23 protein-coding genes and 1 tRNA gene are annotated in these 16506 nt (G+C 69.4%); 11 read left to right on the top strand and 13 right to left on the bottom strand.

All coding sequences use genetic code 11. The features are described 5' to 3' along the window. Positions 1 to 206: 206 nt before the first annotated feature. The 4 genes from GXW78_RS27365 to GXW78_RS27350 are packed head-to-tail and all read right to left on the bottom strand — an operon-like array spanning position 207 to position 1776. On the bottom strand, positions 207 to 452 hold the full coding sequence (locus GXW78_RS27365) for a hypothetical protein (RefSeq protein WP_211872097.1): 246 nt from the start codon (positions 450 to 452) through the stop codon (positions 207 to 209). Continuing rightward, positions 449 to 985 carry a hypothetical protein gene (locus tag GXW78_RS27360; protein WP_338147861.1) on the bottom strand — a complete coding sequence of 179 codons (537 nt, stop codon included), beginning with the start codon at positions 983 to 985 and terminating at the stop codon, positions 449 to 451. The genes GXW78_RS27365 and GXW78_RS27360 overlap by 4 nt, the downstream gene beginning before the upstream one ends. An 8-nt stretch (positions 986 to 993) precedes the next feature. Beyond that, on the bottom strand, positions 994 to 1293 hold the full coding sequence (locus GXW78_RS27355) for a hypothetical protein (protein WP_211872095.1): 300 nt from the start codon (positions 1291 to 1293) through the stop codon (positions 994 to 996). Positions 1294 to 1323: 30 nt separating this feature from the next. After that, complete coding sequence (locus GXW78_RS27350; protein WP_211872094.1) at positions 1324 to 1776, bottom strand: hypothetical protein; 453 nt, start codon at positions 1774 to 1776, stop codon at positions 1324 to 1326. A gap of 168 nt (positions 1777 to 1944) precedes the next feature. Here GXW78_RS27350 and GXW78_RS27345 point away from each other — a divergent pair, with 168 nt between their 5' ends. From GXW78_RS27345 to GXW78_RS27335, 3 genes are all read left to right on the top strand, one after another. Then, entirely contained in the window at positions 1945 to 2196 is a 252-nt protein-coding gene (locus GXW78_RS27345) for a hypothetical protein (RefSeq protein WP_211872093.1), read from the top strand. A gap of 150 nt (positions 2197 to 2346) precedes the next feature. After that, a complete protein-coding gene (locus tag GXW78_RS27340) occupies positions 2347 to 2874 on the top strand; it encodes a hypothetical protein (protein WP_211872092.1) in 528 nt (175 codons plus the stop codon). A gap of 60 nt (positions 2875 to 2934) precedes the next feature. Further along, the gene (locus tag GXW78_RS27335) at positions 2935 to 3420 is read left to right on the top strand and encodes a hypothetical protein (RefSeq protein WP_211872091.1); all 486 of its coding nucleotides are present in this window, start codon (positions 2935 to 2937) and stop codon (positions 3418 to 3420) included. Positions 3421 to 3422: 2 nt separating this feature from the next. On the opposite strand, the gene GXW78_RS27330 is transcribed toward GXW78_RS27335, so the two are convergent. Further along, complete coding sequence (locus GXW78_RS27330; protein ID WP_211872090.1) at positions 3423 to 3704, bottom strand: hypothetical protein; 282 nt, start codon at positions 3702 to 3704, stop codon at positions 3423 to 3425. 21 nt (positions 3705 to 3725) lie between these two features. On the opposite strand from GXW78_RS27330, the gene GXW78_RS27325 reads away from it, so the two are divergent. The 6 genes from GXW78_RS27325 to GXW78_RS27305 all read left to right on the top strand — a co-directional run bounded on the left by GXW78_RS27325 (position 3726) and on the right by GXW78_RS27305 (position 7640). Beyond that, positions 3726 to 4223: a helix-turn-helix domain-containing protein gene (locus GXW78_RS27325; RefSeq protein WP_211872089.1), complete on the top strand. Its 498-nt coding sequence runs from the start codon at positions 3726 to 3728 to the stop codon at positions 4221 to 4223. A 497-nt stretch (positions 4224 to 4720) separates the two neighbouring features. Continuing rightward, on the top strand, positions 4721 to 5146 hold the full coding sequence (locus GXW78_RS27320; protein ID WP_211872088.1) for a hypothetical protein: 426 nt from the start codon (positions 4721 to 4723) through the stop codon (positions 5144 to 5146). Then, entirely contained in the window at positions 5143 to 5277 is a 135-nt protein-coding gene (locus GXW78_RS28390) for a hypothetical protein (protein ID WP_272876922.1), read from the top strand. Before GXW78_RS27320 ends, GXW78_RS28390 begins: the two co-directional genes overlap by 4 nt. After that, positions 5274 to 5426, top strand: coding sequence for a hypothetical protein (locus tag GXW78_RS27315; protein ID WP_211872087.1), 153 nt, complete (start codon positions 5274 to 5276; stop codon positions 5424 to 5426). The genes GXW78_RS28390 and GXW78_RS27315 overlap by 4 nt, the downstream gene beginning before the upstream one ends. Next, positions 5423 to 6703, top strand: coding sequence for a hypothetical protein (locus GXW78_RS27310; RefSeq protein ID WP_211872086.1), 1281 nt, complete (start codon positions 5423 to 5425; stop codon positions 6701 to 6703). The genes GXW78_RS27315 and GXW78_RS27310 overlap by 4 nt, the downstream gene beginning before the upstream one ends. Next, a complete protein-coding gene (locus GXW78_RS27305; protein ID WP_211872085.1) occupies positions 6693 to 7640 on the top strand; it encodes a DUF5131 family protein in 948 nt (315 codons plus the stop codon). Before GXW78_RS27310 ends, GXW78_RS27305 begins: the two co-directional genes overlap by 11 nt. Before the next feature lie 7 nt (positions 7641 to 7647). Here the strand turns inward: GXW78_RS27305 and GXW78_RS27300 are convergent, their stop codons facing one another. Then, complete coding sequence (locus GXW78_RS27300; protein ID WP_211872084.1) at positions 7648 to 7917, bottom strand: hypothetical protein; 270 nt, start codon at positions 7915 to 7917, stop codon at positions 7648 to 7650. On the opposite strand from GXW78_RS27300, the gene GXW78_RS27295 reads away from it, so the two are divergent. Both GXW78_RS27295 and GXW78_RS27290 read left to right on the top strand, forming a co-directional pair. Beyond that, a complete protein-coding gene (locus tag GXW78_RS27295; RefSeq protein ID WP_338147860.1) occupies positions 7916 to 8359 on the top strand; it encodes a DUF4326 domain-containing protein in 444 nt (147 codons plus the stop codon). The genes GXW78_RS27300 and GXW78_RS27295 overlap by 2 nt on opposite strands. A 209-nt stretch (positions 8360 to 8568) precedes the next feature. Continuing rightward, positions 8569 to 9768 (top strand): tyrosine-type recombinase/integrase, encoded by a 1200-nt coding sequence (locus GXW78_RS27290; RefSeq protein WP_211872082.1) that lies wholly within the window; start codon positions 8569 to 8571, stop codon positions 9766 to 9768. An 11-nt stretch (positions 9769 to 9779) separates the two neighbouring features. On the opposite strand, the gene GXW78_RS27285 is transcribed toward GXW78_RS27290, so the two are convergent. From GXW78_RS27285 to GXW78_RS27255, 7 genes are all read right to left on the bottom strand, one after another. Beyond that, positions 9780 to 9855: transfer RNA gene (locus GXW78_RS27285), tRNA-Glu, on the bottom strand. A gap of 56 nt (positions 9856 to 9911) precedes the next feature. Beyond that, positions 9912 to 11693 (bottom strand): single-stranded-DNA-specific exonuclease RecJ, encoded by a 1782-nt coding sequence (gene recJ, locus GXW78_RS27280; protein WP_211872081.1) that lies wholly within the window; start codon positions 11691 to 11693, stop codon positions 9912 to 9914. A gap of 8 nt (positions 11694 to 11701) precedes the next feature. Continuing rightward, a complete protein-coding gene (glpX, locus tag GXW78_RS27275; RefSeq protein ID WP_211872080.1) occupies positions 11702 to 12712 on the bottom strand; it encodes a class II fructose-bisphosphatase in 1011 nt (336 codons plus the stop codon). 79 nt (positions 12713 to 12791) lie between these two features. Continuing rightward, positions 12792 to 13241, bottom strand: coding sequence for a hypothetical protein (locus tag GXW78_RS27270; protein ID WP_211872079.1), 450 nt, complete (start codon positions 13239 to 13241; stop codon positions 12792 to 12794). Continuing rightward, on the bottom strand, positions 13238 to 14530 hold the full coding sequence (locus GXW78_RS27265) for a homoserine dehydrogenase (RefSeq protein WP_211872078.1): 1293 nt from the start codon (positions 14528 to 14530) through the stop codon (positions 13238 to 13240). The genes GXW78_RS27270 and GXW78_RS27265 overlap by 4 nt, the downstream gene beginning before the upstream one ends. A 52-nt stretch (positions 14531 to 14582) precedes the next feature. After that, on the bottom strand, positions 14583 to 15047 hold the full coding sequence (locus tag GXW78_RS27260; protein ID WP_211872077.1) for a VOC family protein: 465 nt from the start codon (positions 15045 to 15047) through the stop codon (positions 14583 to 14585). Positions 15048 to 15050: 3 nt separating this feature from the next. After that, the gene (locus GXW78_RS27255) at positions 15051 to 16262 is read right to left on the bottom strand and encodes an LL-diaminopimelate aminotransferase (RefSeq protein ID WP_211872076.1); all 1212 of its coding nucleotides are present in this window, start codon (positions 16260 to 16262) and stop codon (positions 15051 to 15053) included. Between the last annotated feature and the right edge of the window lie 244 nt (positions 16263 to 16506).

Below are 16506 nucleotides of genomic sequence, written 5' to 3'. Positions count from 1 at the left end.
CCGGGTTGTTCGTCGCTTCGTGCTGCGCTTGGCGCAGGGCAAACAGCGCGGCGCGATGCCCGTAGCGCCACCCCTCGACGGCGCGATCCGCGTCGGTCTCGGCAGCGGACTGCGCAGCGGCACTCATGATGCAAGTCCGCGAAGGACACCGCCGGCCACCACGGCGAGGCAGGCAATGGCGGTGAGGAGGATCGCTTGCCGCTCGCTCATACGCGGCGCGCGCCTTCGATCGGCGTTGGCCATTCCTTCACCTGGCGCTGCGCTTCCGCCTTCGCGTCCTCGACATCGGCGAAGGTGGCCTGCCCGACGACCTGCGGCTCGATATCGCCGGGCAGCATGTCGACTATCCAGGCCCACTGGCGGCGGAAGGGAACGACGCGGACGATGCCCTGCTGTTCCTCGCCGCAGAAGGCGCGCCAGCCATGGGCGTCGCGTTTCCAGGAAAGGGTCATGGGGCGCGGAACACCTTGAAGGGGCCGCGCACACCGGCGGAGAATGATTCTGCGACGGCGAGCGCGTCTCGACAGACCGCCAATGCCGAGTAGTTCGGCCGCCGTGTCAGGACGCGGAGCGCGCCGAGCGCATAGTTCTCGCCGCATCCGATCGCAGCGTAAGGAACGTCAGCGACCGCGACCTGGTAGTCGCTCTCAACCGTGAAGATCTCGCCGTTCACCACGACAATGAACCGGCCTGCAGCCTCGACGTCGTGCTCCTTTCGCGCGAAGCCGCCCTGCTGGAGGCAGGCACGCACAGCGTCGACGAAGGCGTTGACCATCCACCGATAGAGCTCACCCTTGCGGGCCGGCGGCTCCGGCACATCGAGGCTATGGAGCAGTAGCTGCCCCATGCGGAAGGACGTGGTGAAGCCGATTGCGCACGGGCCAACACGACCGACCTTCGGGTCGCGACGGATGGTCAAATTCAGACCGCCTACGGCAGCGCTGTCACCGCCGATCCAGACGCCCTCAGCGGATCTCACCGCCACGACGCAGGTCATGCCCGCCCTGCCGCCGGCATATCCAACAGCGCCGATTTCTCGCGCGCGATGGTCCTGGCGATGGACAGCGAGCTGCCCGTCAGGCACGCCATGAATGCCAGCGCGCGCTGCGGATCCGGCACATGCACGGCGACGATGGAGATGGCCGCCTCCGTCAGGATCAGCACCTGTTCCGCCGGCGTCAGCGCGCGGTGCTTCAGCACAGCGAAGATGTGGTCGGCAATGTCGGACAGGCGGGAGGCATCCTCCGGCGTGTCGCCAATCGCGCCGAGTTCCGGCGGCACCGGTACCATCATGATCTTCCCCCCTTCCCGCCCTGCCTGCCGTCACTCGGTTTCGTCGGCAGTGACCAACACGCCGAGCGCGGCTTCGACCGCGGCGGCGAGCTCGGCGAGTTCCGTGATGATCGCGGCGCGCTCGGCAGCGGTGACGCGCCCGTCCTCAGTCGCGCGCGCATAGGCGGCGCCGACGTCCGACGCGCCGGCCAGCACCTGCGCCACGCTGCGGCCCATACGGCCCTGCGCCGCGACCAGGGAGACGAGGCGGTGCCCCTGCAGGCGGGCGAGTTCCGCCGTGACGCGCGGGGTGCCGCCGACGCGCTCGAGATCCGCGATGACGTCGATCGGCGCGAGGGTCGTATCGAACTGCCGGTCATAGGCGCGGGCGATGTGGGCGCCACTGACGCGCGTGGCGCTGGCGGCCGCGGCCAGGTCGCCGACGTCCTGGACCAGCAGGCGCGTCGCGGTTTTCAGCGCGGCAATGTCGACAGGCTGCATCATCCGCATGCGGCGGACCTCCGGCGTGACGGGTTCACGGTGCGGTGAGACAGAGATCGCGACAGGGTGCCGACATGACGATGCGCAGAGACGCTGAGGCGACCGGCATGGGCGGAGAAGCGATGGCGCCGCCTCCCCGGCTTCGCCACCATGGGGAGTGCCAACCAACCCGTGGAGGAAACGATGAGCGGCACCCCATCGCTTGCGTCCCAGATCGCAGGCGTCCTCACCTGCTTCGAGGCGATCGTGGATGCACTCATCGCGCGGGACCCCGCGATGGCGATCGCGATCGAGGAGCGCCTCGAGGAGGCTGTTGCGCTCCTGGAGCAGCGCTCGGATCTGGACCCGAAATCGGCCGTGCCGCCGCGAAGCCTTCTGCGGATCCTTCGCATGCGACGCGAGGGCGCGCAGCAAGAGAGTTGAGGACGGCCCACTCATACTCGAGTGGCGCCGCACTCCCGGGCCGCGCCCCATCCAAGAACCACCCGAGCAGGCGGCCGATCAGCGCGCGCATCAGCCCTCCCCCCAAGCGCGCATCCGCGCGATGCTGCATGCCTTGGAATGGAGAAAGCGATGCGACAGATGGGCATAGTCGCCGCGGTCGTCGGCGTGCTGGTCGCGATCGTCGGAGTGTTCACGCTGCTCGGCAGCTTCGGCGAGACCAACGCGCTGCGCGGCGCGGTACAGTTCAACAGCGGGCTTTCGGCGATCGGCGGCGCACTCGGGCTGCTGTTCGTCGCGGCCTTGCTGATTGGCCTGGACGACATGCGCGACGAGCTGCGGCAGATCAACGCAGGGCTGGCCTTGCTGTTGTCGTCGGCCAAAGCGGAGCCCGCCCGTCCCGTTTACCAGACGAGTGCACCGCCGCCCCCACGCCCGGCGGTTGCAAGCCGCGCGGAGCTGCCGCCACCCGCCCCCCGACCGGACGACCCGGATCCCCTGATGCCGCGCGCCGAGATGATCGCGAAGTACGGGGAGCAGCTGGGCGGCTCCGCGTGGGATCTCATGCGGCTGGGCCGCACGGCAGGGCTGCGAATCCCGGAGGCGGACGCTGTCGCCAAGGTGAAAGCGGAAACCGCAAAGCCCCCGAGCTACGACTAGCGCACGGCCAGTTCCGGCTTCCTGAGTCGCTCGGAACTGCGCAATCCTGCATGCCGGGGCATGGAGGGAACGATGCTGGTAAGAAGACTGGCTGCGGGGGTGGGCGCTGCGTTGACAATCGGCGGGATCGCCGCGGCGCAGCCGGCCCCCGCGCAGCGCCCGGCACACTGGCCTCCCGAAGGACGGATTGGCATCGCCGCCATGGTTCAGTCTCGGGCCGGCGGCTGCCGGCTTTCTTTCCTCGCGCTGAACAACACCCCACAGTCGCTGCGCGATCTCCGGCTGACGATCATCATCGAAGGTCAAGGCGGGCCTGGCGAAGTGACGGATGTCGTCTTCCGACTCCTCGACGCCGGCGGAGCTCGCGAAGGCCCGGCTTGGGCCTCGCGCAGATGTCCGCGAAATCCACGGGTCGAGGTGCGCGAAGCGCAGTGCGCGACGGCGCCGCTCAACGGCAGGGGATGCCTGGACATCATTCAGACATTCACCCCGCCGCCACAGCGCGACCGAGAGCTCGCCCGCATCAGCATTGTCGCACCGCCGTAGCATCAGGCCACCCTCGCCGGCGGAAGTCCCGGCGCGCGGAGCTTGTCGCGCAGGTCTTCCGCACCCGGCGGCGTCCAATCAATGCCCGCGTCCAGAGCCATCATCCACACGCGATTTCGGTGCTCGGCGGCAATCTCGCCGCGCCGAACCCACATCGTGACCGCGGTCCGACGCAGCCCGAGGCGCTCGGCCACAACGGCATGACCACCTAATTCGCTAAGGAGCTCTGCGAGCGTCATGCGCAATTGTAGCCACAAATCGTGACAATCTGTCAAGCGAGCCATGTCACGAATTATGACGTGCCCTTGCTGCGGCGCAGCGTCACGCTCCGCGACGTGCCCCGCCCGGTTAAGCCAGCACCGCGAGTTTTCGAGCCTGCCAGTGAAGCGAAGCGCCAGGCCGGTCTTCGGCTGAAGGCGGCGCGGCTGGCGCTCGGGCTCAGCGCGGAGAAGTTGGCCGAGGCAATCGGCGTCACGCGCGGCGCTCTGACGGCCTATGAGAACGGCCAGAACATGGCCGACCCCATCGCCATGGCCCGGCTCATGCGACGGTTCGGTATATCAATGGAGTGGATCTACGCCGGCGAGATCCGGCACGTTCGCGACTATGAATTCCAGGAGCTGGTCTTAGGTCACGCTGCGGCCGTAGGAGCCGTCGTCGGCGCCCCTTTCGCCGAGTTCCCGATGCAGGTTGACGTGGGCGTGCGCCCACCAGCGAAGGCGCCAACGAAGCGCCGCGCGCCAGGAGCGACGATCCATGAAAGCCAAGACCCTTTCGGCGAGGTTACGGGCAACCGCCGGTAGCCTACTTTTCCTCGGGGCGGGCTGTGCAGCCGCGCCGCCGGCGGGTCCATTAACGTCGGCAGCGCCGACTGCCGCGCCGGCCGCCTTCTACGACGGGGCCCCGGGCGCGCCACCCCCAGCCAGACCCGCATCGGTCGGGAGGGATCAGGCAGTGCCCAGCGCGCCGCCGCCTCCCTCCGCATGGGCAAGCACTGCAACCCCAATAGCTCAGCCGGCCGCGCCGGCCCGAACAACGCCGCCCGCCACTGCACCGTATCGGACGCCAACAACCACTGTCCGGCCATACGTCCCGCCGGCCCCTGCGCCGACTTACCTGGGCGGTTGCACGCCCACCAATCCCTGCGTCGGTCCCCGCGGCGGTCTCTATTACATCACAGCGTCAGGCAATCGAGTGTATCTTCGTCGGCGTTAGGTTGCCACGTAACGTGACATTCCTCCTTGCATGATGTCACGAAATATAACTACGCTGCTGCCGTCATTCGACGGAGCCGCCTTCCATGCCCGAAATACCTGCCCATCCCGACGGCCCGTTCGACGGCCGCGGATCCGGCTACTCGGCACCCGCCGAGCAAACGACCCATCCCCCCACCGTCGCCGAGCTCTTCGCCCGCATCGAAGACCTGCCGATGGGTCTGTCGGGCCTTGCGCGCAGCCTGCTGAACACCCCCGGCCTCACCGCCGACCATGTGCTGATCTGGGCTGAAGCCGCCGACAAGGGCGTCGAGGAACTGCGCCTGTTGTTCCCGACAGGGTCGTTCGAAGGGGAGAAGTGGACGGCCTTCGCCGCCATCCTCCGCGATGCCGCCCCGCGCTTTCCGCACCCGCCCCGCCTGCCCGCCTCGGCGCGCGAGCGGGACGATGCGATGCGCGTGTGCGCCGCCGCGGCCGGCCTCGCCACCGCGGCGGGAGTGCCCGGCCGATGACCCGCCACCCGCATGCCATGTCGCGCCCGGCGCGGACCTGGCTCGCCTGGACGCAGGACATCGTCGGCGCCGCCTGCCTGATCGCGATCTTCGGCGTGCTGCTGTTCGCCGGCGTGGGCTTCGGCGCATGAGCCCGCGCGTCGCAACCCAGGCGGAAGCGCCGCGCATACCCGCGCTGGTGTGGTTCGCAGGGATCGGCGCCGCCAGCCTCACCCTGTGGGCGCTGATCATCGCCGGCATCCAGCAACTCGTCCTGCAGATCATGGAGATCTGGCCGTGAATGCCGTGACCATCACCGCCGCAGGCCTGCGCGCGGCCCTCGCCGGATTGCGCGACCGCGCGGCCGATCCCGACCGCGAGCAGCCCGCGGATTACCTCACCGGGGGGATCGACCTGCTGGTCGCGTTGCTGCCGGAGGAGGACGCGCCGGCGCTGCCGCCCTCCATCCTCGACGGGACGCGCGCCATCATCGCGCCGGACGCGGATCACACCACCACCATCGTGAGCCTCGGGGAGCGGACCGTGGTGACAAGCGGCCCGCGCACAACCCCGGCGTCGTCAATCGCCGAGCAGGTCGCCGCCGCATTCGCGACGAAGGCCGCCGAGGACGACGCCGACCCGGACCCGCCGGTACCGGTGCTGGGGCGATGGGCCCTGCCCGATGGCGGCTATGCCTGCGCCACGTTGGATGACCTGCTGCCGGACGGCCCCGACTTCACGCCCCGCCAGGTGGTCAACCTGGAAGACGGCAAGCTGCTGTGGGTCGTGCGCCACGGCGAGGCGAATGTCGCCGACCACGAATGGGTGAGCTGCGGCACCGAGGCCGACGCCGCCGCCTACTGCACCATCTTCCGCCCTTCGGCCGACACTACCGCGGAGCCGACTGCCTCCCTGGCATCCGCACCGGCCGAGGAGGCGCCGCCGACCCCTGAATCGGCGACGCCCTCGCCCCCTCCGGCCGCGGCCACGGCGGAGGGGGCGACCCTTATCGAGGCCGGGCCCGACAATGCCCCCGGTGACGCCCCCGCGGCGGAGCTCCTGCCGAAGTCGCTCGCTGACGCGGCGGCGCGGTCAGCCCCCGCCGCTAGCAGTTCCGCCACCGATGAACGCCTGTCACTGCTGCGGACACTTTGGGTGGATCCGTCGTGCAGCGTGTCGGAGATCTTCCGTCGCTGGAACGCGCTGCCGGGCAAGCCGCTGGTCACCAGCAATGCGCTCTACGGCCACGCCAAGAAGCTCGGCCTTTCGACGCAGCGCCCGGTGACGATGCCCACGCGATCGACCGATGCGCCGGCCGTCGCGCCGCCGCAGGCCGAACCGCGCATGAAGCAGGCCTGGCGCAAGCCGGAGACGCCGCTGCCCGCACCGAATGCCGCCGAGGCATCGCGCAGCTTCGATCCGAAGTCGCTGGACCCCGAGGACAACGGGCTGAAGGAATCGCGCGAGGTCACCACGGCGCGGGGTCTGCTCGGCGAGGGTTACGACGAATCCTACGTCGCTCGCCTCTCGCGCCTCGCGCGCTGGCTCGATCGGAGGGATGACACCCATGGGCGCTGACACCCTGATCGAATGGGCCGACCACACCTTCAACCCGTGGACCGGCTGCCAGGCCGTCAGCCCAGCCTGCGACCACTGCTATGCCGAGGCGCAGGCGAAGCGCTCGCCGAAGACGTTCGGCGGATGGGGTCCGCACGCGGAGCGCAAGCGCACCAGCGAGAGCTACTGGCGCCAGCCGCTGAAATGGAACAGCGAGGCGCGCAAAATCGGCACACGGCCGCGCGTCTTCTGCGCCTCCATGGCCGACATCATGGACAAGGCGGCGCCGATCGAATGGTTCCTCGACGCGCTCGACGTCGTTCGAATCACACCGCACCTGATCTGGCTGCTGCTGACGAAGCGGCCGCAGATGATCCGCACCCGCCTCGAGGCAGCTTTGCAGCACCTGTCGCAAGGGGTGGACCGCGGCGACCTGTTGGAATGGATCGCCGGTTGGCTGCACGGGCGCGCGCCGGCGAACGTCTGGCTCGGCACGACGGTTGAGAACCAGGCGGAGGCCGTTCGGCGCATCCCGCATCTGCTCTCGGTGCCGGCGGTGAAGCGGTTCCTGTCGTGTGAGCCGCTGCTCGGCCCAGTCGACCTATCGCCGTGGTGGAAGGAGAACCCGCCGTGCAGCGCATACTGGCACGGCAACGGGCTGCACTGGATCATCGCCGGCGGCGAGAGCGGCCCGAAGGCGCGGCCGTCGCACCCCGACTGGTTCCGGAGCCTGCGCGACCAGTGCCAGGCTGCGGGCGTGCCGTTCTTCTTCAAGCAGTGGGGGGAATGGAAGCACACGCCGGAGCGGGCGCATTTCAAGGAGGCATACCCGGAGCCCTGGCAGCGAACGGAATCGCTGCGCGACGGCGTCCGCCCCGCACTCACGTTCCGCATCGGCAAGAAGGCCGCCGGCGCCACCCTCGACGGCCGCGAATGGCGGGAGGTGCCGGGTGCCTAAGACGTTCTCAGAGAAAACGCGCGGCAGGAACTTGGCGCCGCACTTCTTCCCAGGACAGCCGAGGCGGGTGAGGGGTACCGAGCAACACACCGTTCTCCTCAACCCACTGATTGATGAAGTCGATCACATCAGGGTGCAGAACAACGCGCTCCATTGCCTCGTCAGGAGGCAGAGCAACAGATGCCATTTCGAGATGAGCGTACACCAATCCAGCCGTTACTTGAAAGAGGTCGCCAACTGGCCCAATCGGAATAATCTCCACTTCCTTGCTCAGCATGAGTGCCCTCCACGCGAAGCATTTGCCGATTTTATCCCTGGAAGTGGTTGGAGCAGCACACAAGTTCGCGAGCACCTCTGGCCGACGGTCGATGCCTGACCCCACCCGCATCCAACGCCGACGGGAGCGGGGCTGGCGCATGCCGGCCGGCGCAGTCTACGTCGGCCGCCTCAGTGCCTGGGGAAACCCGTGGCGAGCCGAGGTGGTCGACGGCGTCGGCTGGTGCTGCACCGACACGCGCACCGGCACCATCGATCCGGCCAGCACGGCCGCCGAAGCGCATTCCGTGGCTGTCGAGCACTACCGTGCCTGGCTGGCGCGGCACCCTGACCTGACGGCCGAGGCTGCACGCGCCCAGCTGCGCGGCAAGCCGCTCTGCTGCTGGTGCCCGGAACACCTGCCCTGCCACGCCGACCTGCTGCTGACGATCGCCAATGCCTGACGGCAGCGCCCTGCCCGGCTGGCCTCTTCTCATGGACCTTGCGACCGCGGCCCAATTTACGTCCTACTCCCAGCGGGAGTTCCGGGCCCTGGTCGCCATGCGGCTGATGCCGCCGCCGCGTGATCCCCTCGCGGCGAAGCCCCGCTGGCACCGGCAGGAGATCGAGGACGCGGCCCGGCGCCTGTTTGACCTGGAGGGAACCGTTTCGGATGAGCAAGCGCGAACCGATGCGCGGCGCGCGCTCGATTCTTTCGACCCGACAGCGGTACGTCTGGGAGGTCGTGGGCGCCGGCGGGCAGAGATACCTCTACTATCGCCGGGGAAGCCATAGGATCCCGCTGCGCGGGCCGGAAGGCTCGACGGCGTTCATCGAGGACTACAACCGCGCCGACGCGCTGTTCGAAGGCGCCCCGCGCCGCGCGAAGCACTCGGTGGATGAGGCGATCACGGCCTACCTCGGCAGCTCCGACTTCAAGGAGCTTCAATCGAGCACGCAAAGCGACTACCGACGCACCCTCGACCTGTTCCGCGAGAGCTTCGGGCCGCTGCAGGTGGTAGCCCTCGACGAAGCCTGGCTCGAGCGACTGAGAGACCGATACGCCGGCGCCCCGATCACCTGGAATCACCTGCGCTCCCGCATGATCATGGTGATGCGGAAGTACCGGAAGTTGCACCCTGGACTGCTACCGGCGAACTTTTGGGAATCGACCGAGCGGCTGCGGGCCGCCAAGAGCCGCATGCACCGCCGATGGCCGACCGAGGTGCTGATCGCAGTCCTGCGCGCCGCGACGCCCGAGTTCCGCTGCCTGATCATCGGCTACCTGCTGACCGCGCAGCGGGGCAGCGACGTCACGAAGTTCTCGCCGGCGCAGTGGGATGCCGCGGCGGCCACGCTCGACATCCGCCAGCAGAAGACGGACGAGCCGCAGCTGATCCACGTTCCGCCGAGCCTGGCGCGCGCCTTCACGGCGATGGCCGGCCGGCACCCGCTGCGGCTTTTCGTGACACCGCGTGGCAAGGCCTGGACCACCGGCAACGCGCAGGAGACGTTGGCGCGCCTGGTCGCGCAGCTGGATCTCGATCACTACACGCTGCACGGCCTGCGGAAGACGGGTCCAAGCGCATTGAAGATGCTGGGCTTCGAGAATCGCGCGATCCGCAGCCTGACGGGCCACACCAGCGACAAGAACCTCGAGCTCTACCTCGACGGCGTCCAGCACCTGCCCTTGGCGAAGGCAGCACAGGAAGCGCTCGAACAGACGTTCGGCGACATTATTGCGGCAGCGGAGGATGGCGGCAACGAGCGCCGGTTCAGCGGCATCACCGGCCGTGCAGCCCGCAAGGCGAACGCTGTAAACAGCGTGAAAACAGGTAAACAGGCTGATGGGTCGGAAGAGCCGGAAACCTAGGTTCTTCTAGGTGGCGTCCCCTACGGGATTCGAACCCGTGTCGCCGCCGTGAAAGGGCGGTGTCCTAGGCCTCTAGACGAAGGGGACCGGCCGTGGCGCGGGGTTAAAGCCCGCCACTCGCGCGGTCAATCCCCCAATCGTCATCAGACCGGCGCGGCGTCGACCACCTGCAGCGACGCCGTCACCTGACCGTTCCAATGTTCCGCACGCAAATGCCCGCACAGATGCATGGGCACCCGGTCGGCGGCCAGCAGCGCCTGGGCCAGCGGACCATCCTTCGCACGGAAGCAGATGGTCTTCAGCCGCCCGCCATCCTCGCCTTCGACAATGGCGCGCACCGTGGCGCCATCCTTGCCGACGCGATCCCCTTTCACCACGCGGGCCCGCTGCACGGCGAAGATCGGCTCCTCATTCCCCGGTCCGAAGGGCGCGAGTCGCGCGACATCCTGCGCCAACGCCGGCTGCGCCGCGACGACGTTCAGCATGCCTTCCACCAGCAGGTCCGCCGCGGCGGGCAACAGCGATGCATGACGCAGGCGCTCCTCGAGGAAGGCGTGCACCTCCGCCTCCCGCCCCGCACGAAAGGAAAAGCCGGCTGCCATGGCGTGCCCACCGCCGGTCTCCAGCAAGCCGGCCTGGCGCGCCGCGATCACGGCCGAGCCAAGATCCACCCCGGGCATCGATCGCCCCGACCCCTTCGCCAGCCCATCCGCCACGCCGGCAACGCAAGCCGGCCGGTTGTATCGTTCCTTCATCCGCCCGGCGACGATGCCGACAACGCCAGGATGCCAGCCCTCGGCCGCCAGCAGCAGCACGGCATGGCCGGCCTCGACCTGGCGCTCGGCCATGGCGAAGGCAGCAGACAGCACCTCGCCTTCCACTTCCTGGCGCCGGCGATTCACGGCGTCCAGCTTTTCGGCCATGGCGCGGGCCTCGATCGGGTCCTCGCACAGCAGCAGCCGCAGCCCGAGGTCAGGCTCGCCGATCCTTCCGGAGGCGTTGATGCGCGGCCCCAAAAGGAACCCCAGCGTATGGGCGGAAGGCGCATCGCGCGCGCCGGTCACGTCCAGCAGTGCGGCGATCCCTGCCCTGCCGCGCCGCGCCATCACCTTCAGCCCCTGCGCTACCAATGCGCGGTTGAAGCCGGTCAGCGGCATGACATCGCAGACCGTCGCCAGCGCCACGAGGTCGAGCAGCCCGAGCAGATCGGGCTCCGGCCGCCGCGTGAACCAGCCGGCGCGGCGCAACACGCGCACGGTCGCCGCACCGGCCAGAAAGGCCACGGCCGCCGCGCAGACGTGATGCAGCCCCGAGCCGCAATCGAGCCGGTTGGGGTTCACCGCCGCCAGGACCTGCGGCACCGGCCCTTCGGCCTTGTGGTGGTCCAGCACGACGACGTCGGCGCGGCCCTCCGCGACCGCCAGCGCCTCGGCCGCCGCGATGCCGCAATCGACGCAGACGATCAGGGAGGCGCCACGATCGCACAGGGACGCGATGGCCGCTGCGTTCGGGCCATAGCCTTCCTTCAGACGATCGGGGACGTAGGGCGAGACCTCGCAGCCCAGGTCGCGCAGCAGCCGCGACATCACCGCGCCCGCGCAGGCGCCGTCCACGTCGTAGTCGCCGAAAACCGCGACGTGTTCCCCGCTGCGCACCGCAGCGGCCAGGCGGTCCGCCGCCGCATCCATGTCCATCAGGGCGGACGGATCGGGCATCAGCGCCCGCAGAGTCGGGTCGAGGTAGTCCGCCGCGACATCCAGTCCGACGCCGCGCGCCGCGAGCAGCCGCCCCACCATCTCCGGCAGGCCGAGTCGCTGCGCGATGCCGAGTCCGGTGCGCGCATCGGTGGGCCGCCACACCCAGCGGCGGCCTGTCACGCTTCGCGCGATGCCGAGGACCGGGGCGTCCGTGTCCGGCCCGTCCATGCCGGGCCTCAGGCCACGAAGGCCGACGGCTTGCGGTCGAAGTTGTGGTGCCCTTCCACGTAGCGGACGGTGCCGGACTTGGACCGCATGACGATGGAATGGGTGTAGGCCCCGCCCGCGAAGCGCCGGACACCGCGCAGCATCGCGCCCGAGGTCACGCCGGTCGCAGCGAACATCACGTCGCCCTTCGCCATGTCCTCGATGGTGTAGATGCGCTTGGGGTCGGTCACGCCCATGGTGGCGGCGCGGGCGACCTGCTCGTCATTCTCGAACATCAGCCGGCCCTGCATCTGACCACCGATGCAGCGCAGCGCCGCGGCCGCCAGCACGCCTTCCGGCGCGCCGCCCGAGCCCATGTAGATGTCGATGCCCGCATCGCGCTGGCTGACGTTGATGACGCCCGCGACATCGCCGTCGCCGATCAGGGTGATGCGCGCGCCGACGGCACGGCAGGCCTTGATCATCTCCTTGTGGCGGTCGCGGTCGAGCGTGCAGACCATCAGGTCGCTGATCGAGCACTTCCGCGCCTTGGCCAGTTCCCTGAGGTTCTCCTCAGGGCTGGCGTCGAGGTTCACCACCCCGTCCGGCAAGCCGGGCCCGACCGCGATCTTGTCCATGTAGATGTCCGGGGCGTGCAGGAAGCCGCCCTTCTCCGCCAGGGCGACCGTGGCAATCGCGTTCGGGCCGCCCTTGGCGGTGATCGAGGTGCCTTCCAGCGGATCGACCGCGATGTCGACCTCCGGCCCGCCGCCCGTGCGTGCGTAGAGGCCGACCTTCTCGCCGATATAGAGCATCGGCGCCTCATCCATCTCGCCCTCGCCGATCACGACGGTGCCGGTGATGGCGACGGTGTCGAACGCCTTGCGCATCGCCTCAACAGCCGCGCCGTCGGCCGCGTTCTTGTCGCCGCGGCCGATCCAGCGTGACGCGGCGAGAGCCGCCGCCTCCGTCACGCGCACCAGTTCAAGCGCCAGGTTGCGGTCGACAACCACACCCGGCTCGGGGGTCGTACCCGCCATGGACCATCCTCCGAATCGAAGCCTCAGGAGCCGGCGAACCGGCCCGTTCCCACGCCCATAGCCGGAATCGCGGCCCGCGTCAGCGGAGCGAGATCACCGGCTCGCCACGGCGGCAGGCCTCGGCGGCCGGCGGCCCCGGCGCGCGGTCCACCTGGAAGGTAGCGCAGAAGGGGCCGTGGACCTGGCCCTCGATCCGGTCGCCCCCCGGCGAAAGCTGCCCGGAAAGGTCGACCATGACGTAGTTGGGCGGCTTCAGCACCCAGCGCCGCTGGTTGAGGACCATCTGACGGGTGGTCGGGTCGAAGCGGCCCTGCATTTCGTAGCAGCCGGTCGGCACGCCGGGATTGTCGCTCGGCGCCTCGAAATGAAAGAAGGCGGAGAAGGTGCCGGGCTTGTCCGGCTCGATGGTCAGGGCGAGGGCCGTGTGGCCCTGGGCGCAGACGTAGCTGCCGCGCCAGGTGCCGCGCAGCTGCTCCTGCGCCACGGCGGGCGTAGCGAGCAGGACCAGCAGCGCGGCGAGCCGCCTCACAGCGATTCGATCCGGATCAGTGCAGGCTTTTCCACGACGGCATCGAGCGAGGCGATGCGCGCCAGCGCCGCCCGCACGGACGATTCGCGCGTCTCATGCGTGGTCAGCACGACCGGCACCGCCTCGCCCGGCGCACGCCCGCGCTGGAGCATGGATTCGAGGCTGATCGCATTGTCCCGCAGCACGCCGGTCACGTCGGCGATCACGCCCGGCCGGTCCACGACCATGAGCCGCAGATAATAGGCCCCGACATGCCGATCCATCGGCAGCGAGGCCTCCGGCGCCAGCGCGGCCGACGCAGCACCCCAGACCGGCGTGAAGCGTCCGCGGGCGATGTCGACCAGGTCCGCGACAACGGCCGAGGCGGTCGGTCCGGCCCCCGCCCCGCGCCCTTCCATCATCACGCGCCCGACGGCATCGCCTTCCGCGACCACGGCGTTGAACACGCCGTCCACGCGAGCGATCGGCGCATTCACCGGCACCATGCAGGGATGTACGCGGGTCGAGATGCCGCCTTCCTCCCGCTTCGCGATGCCGAGCAACTTGATGCGGTAGCCGAGTTCCTCGGCCAGCGAGATGTCGAGCGCTGACACCTCGCGGATGCCTTCCACGTGCACGGCCGGAAAATCGACCGGCCTACCGAAGGCGAGCGCCGCCAGGATCGCGAGCTTGTGTGCCGCATCGATGCCGTCGATGTCGAAGGACGGATCGGCCTCGGCGTAGCCGAGCTTCTGCGCCTCGGCCAGCACCTCGGCGAATTCGCGCTTCTGCTCGCGCATGGTCGTCAGGATGTAGTTGCAGGTGCCGTTCAGGATGCCGGCGACGCGCTGGATGCGGTTCGCGGCGAGGCCCTCGCGTACCGCCTTGATCGCGGGAATGCCGCCGGCGACCGATGCCTCGAAGGCGAGCGCTGTGCCCTTCGCCTCGGCGGCTTCCGCGAGCGCTGCGCCGTGCACCGCGAGCAGTGCCTTGTTCGCCGTCACCACATGCTTGCCGGCGGCGATCGCGGCCTCGACCAGCGCCTTGGCCGGGCCATCGGAGCCACCGATGCATTCGACGACGACATCGACCTGCGGATCGGCGGCGAGCGCCACCGGGTCCTCGTACCAGCGCAGCCCGCCCAGCGGGATGCCGCGGTCGCGCGCGCGGTCGCGGGCGGAAACCGCGGTCACGGCAATCGGACGCCCGGCGCGTGCCGCGATCAGGTCGGCATTGGCGCGCAGCAGGTTGACCGTGCCGGCACCGACAGTGCCGAGACCCGCAATGGCGATGGCGAGCGGGCGCGTCATGCCACGCTCTCCGGGTTCGAAGCCTTGGCCTGTCCTGTCGCCATCGCGCCCATCATCTGTCCTCGTAGCCATCCGTCGCGTTGAACTGCGTGCCCTCGGCCAGAACGCCGGCGCCGGGCACGTGATTGACCTCGAGCCGGATGCCATCCGGGTCCTCGAACAGCACCGAGTAATAGCCCGGCGCCCATTGCCCTTCGACCGGCGCGCGGATGATGGTCGCGCCGATCTCTCGCAGCAGCGCGGCGACGCGGTCCACATCCTCCCGCGTGCGGGCGCGCAGGCAAAGATGATGCAGCCCGACCCGGCCCTGGTCGAAGCGCTGCCCGGCATGGGCCGGGTCGCAGGGCTCGATGCCGATCGCCGTGCGGGCGCCGACGCAGTAGAAGAACTTCGGCCCGTCGAAGACCGGCTTCATGCCGAGCCGCGGCAGCAGCCGCGCGTAGAAGGCCCGGCATTCGGCGAAGCGGCTGACCGTCAGCACGACATGCGCCATGCCGTTGATGCCGATCTCCTCCATTGGTCAGGCCGCGGTTTCGCTTTCCGCCGGCGCCGCATTGTCGCCGGCGAGGAAGCCGCGGATGCCGCGCAGCGCCTGGCGGATGCGGTGGTTGTTCTCGACCAGCGCGATGCGGACATGCTCGTCGCCATGCTCGCCGAAGCCGAGGCCAGGGGCGACCGCGACCTTCGCCTTTTCGAGCAGCAGCTTCGAGAAGCCGACCGAACCGAGATGGCGGAAGCGTTCCGGGATCGGCGCCCAGAGGAACATCGACGCCTCCGGCGCCGGCACCTCCCACCCTGCGGCTTTCAGCCCCTTCACCAGCACCTCGCGACGGTCCTTGTACAGGACCCGCATCTCCTCGATGCAGTCCTGCGGGCCGTTCAGCGCGGCGGTCGCCGCCACCTGGATCGGCGTGAAGGCGCCGTAGTCGAGATAGGACTTCACCCGCGCCAGCGCCGCGATCAGCCGCGGATTGCCCGCGGCAAAGCCCATCCGCCAGCCGGGCATGTTGTAGGTCTTGGACATCGAGGTGAATTCCACCGTGATGTCCTTCGCCCCCGGCACCTCCAGCACCGACGGCGGCGGCACGTCGCCGTAGTACAGCTCGGCATAGGCGAGATCGGAGAGAATGAAGAGGTCGTGCTTGCGGCAAAGCGCGACCAGTTCTCGGTAGAACTCGATCGTCGCGACCAGCGCTGTCGGGTTGGACGGGAAGTTCACGATGACGGCCGTCGGCGCGGGCACCGAATGGCGCACCGCTCGGTCGATGGCGGCCAGCATCGAATCATCCGGCGTATAGGGAATGGACCGAACCGAGGCGCCCGCGATGATGAAGCCGAACTGATGGATCGGATAGGACGGGTTCGGCACCAGGATGGTGTCGCCCGGGCTCGCGATCGCCTGGGCCAGGTTGGCGAGGCCCTCCTTCGACCCGAGCGTCGCGACGACCTCGGTCTCAGGATCGAGCTTCACGCCGAAGCGGCGCGCGTAGTAGCCGGCGAGCGCGCGGCGGAGCCCCGGGATGCCCTTGGACTGGGAATAGCGATGGGTCCGCGGGTCCTGTACCGCCTCGATCAGCTTGGCGACGATGTGCGGCGGCGTCGGGCTGTCCGGGTTGCCCATGCCGAGATCGACCACATCCTCCGCGGCCGCGCGTGCCTTGGCCTTCGCCGCGTTCACCTCGGCGAACACGTACGGGGGCAGGCGGCGGATGCGGTGGAAGTCCTCGGTCATGGCGGCGTTTCCGTGGAGAAGGGCCGCGACCTATAGAGCAAGCGCCGCGGCCTGTGTATGGCCGCGGCGCTCGGTGCCTCACCGCGGCGCGAGCAGGTTCGCCGGCGGCGGAGGCGGCGGGCCCGAAGGCGTCAGAAGGTCAGCCGGCGGCGGCGGCGGCGGCGCGGTGCCCATCTCGGGCGGTGCTGGCCGGGGCGTCGGCGGCGCAGCCGTCGGCCCCGGTCCGGGCGCCGATGGAACGGCC

The sequence above is a fragment of the Neoroseomonas terrae genome (assembly GCF_018129025.1).
In the GTDB taxonomy this organism is placed as follows: Bacteria; Pseudomonadota; Alphaproteobacteria; order Acetobacterales; family Acetobacteraceae; genus Neoroseomonas; species Neoroseomonas terrae.
The sequence above is the reverse complement of the archived record's forward strand: the minus strand, read 5'-3'. Positions and strand labels throughout refer to the sequence as shown.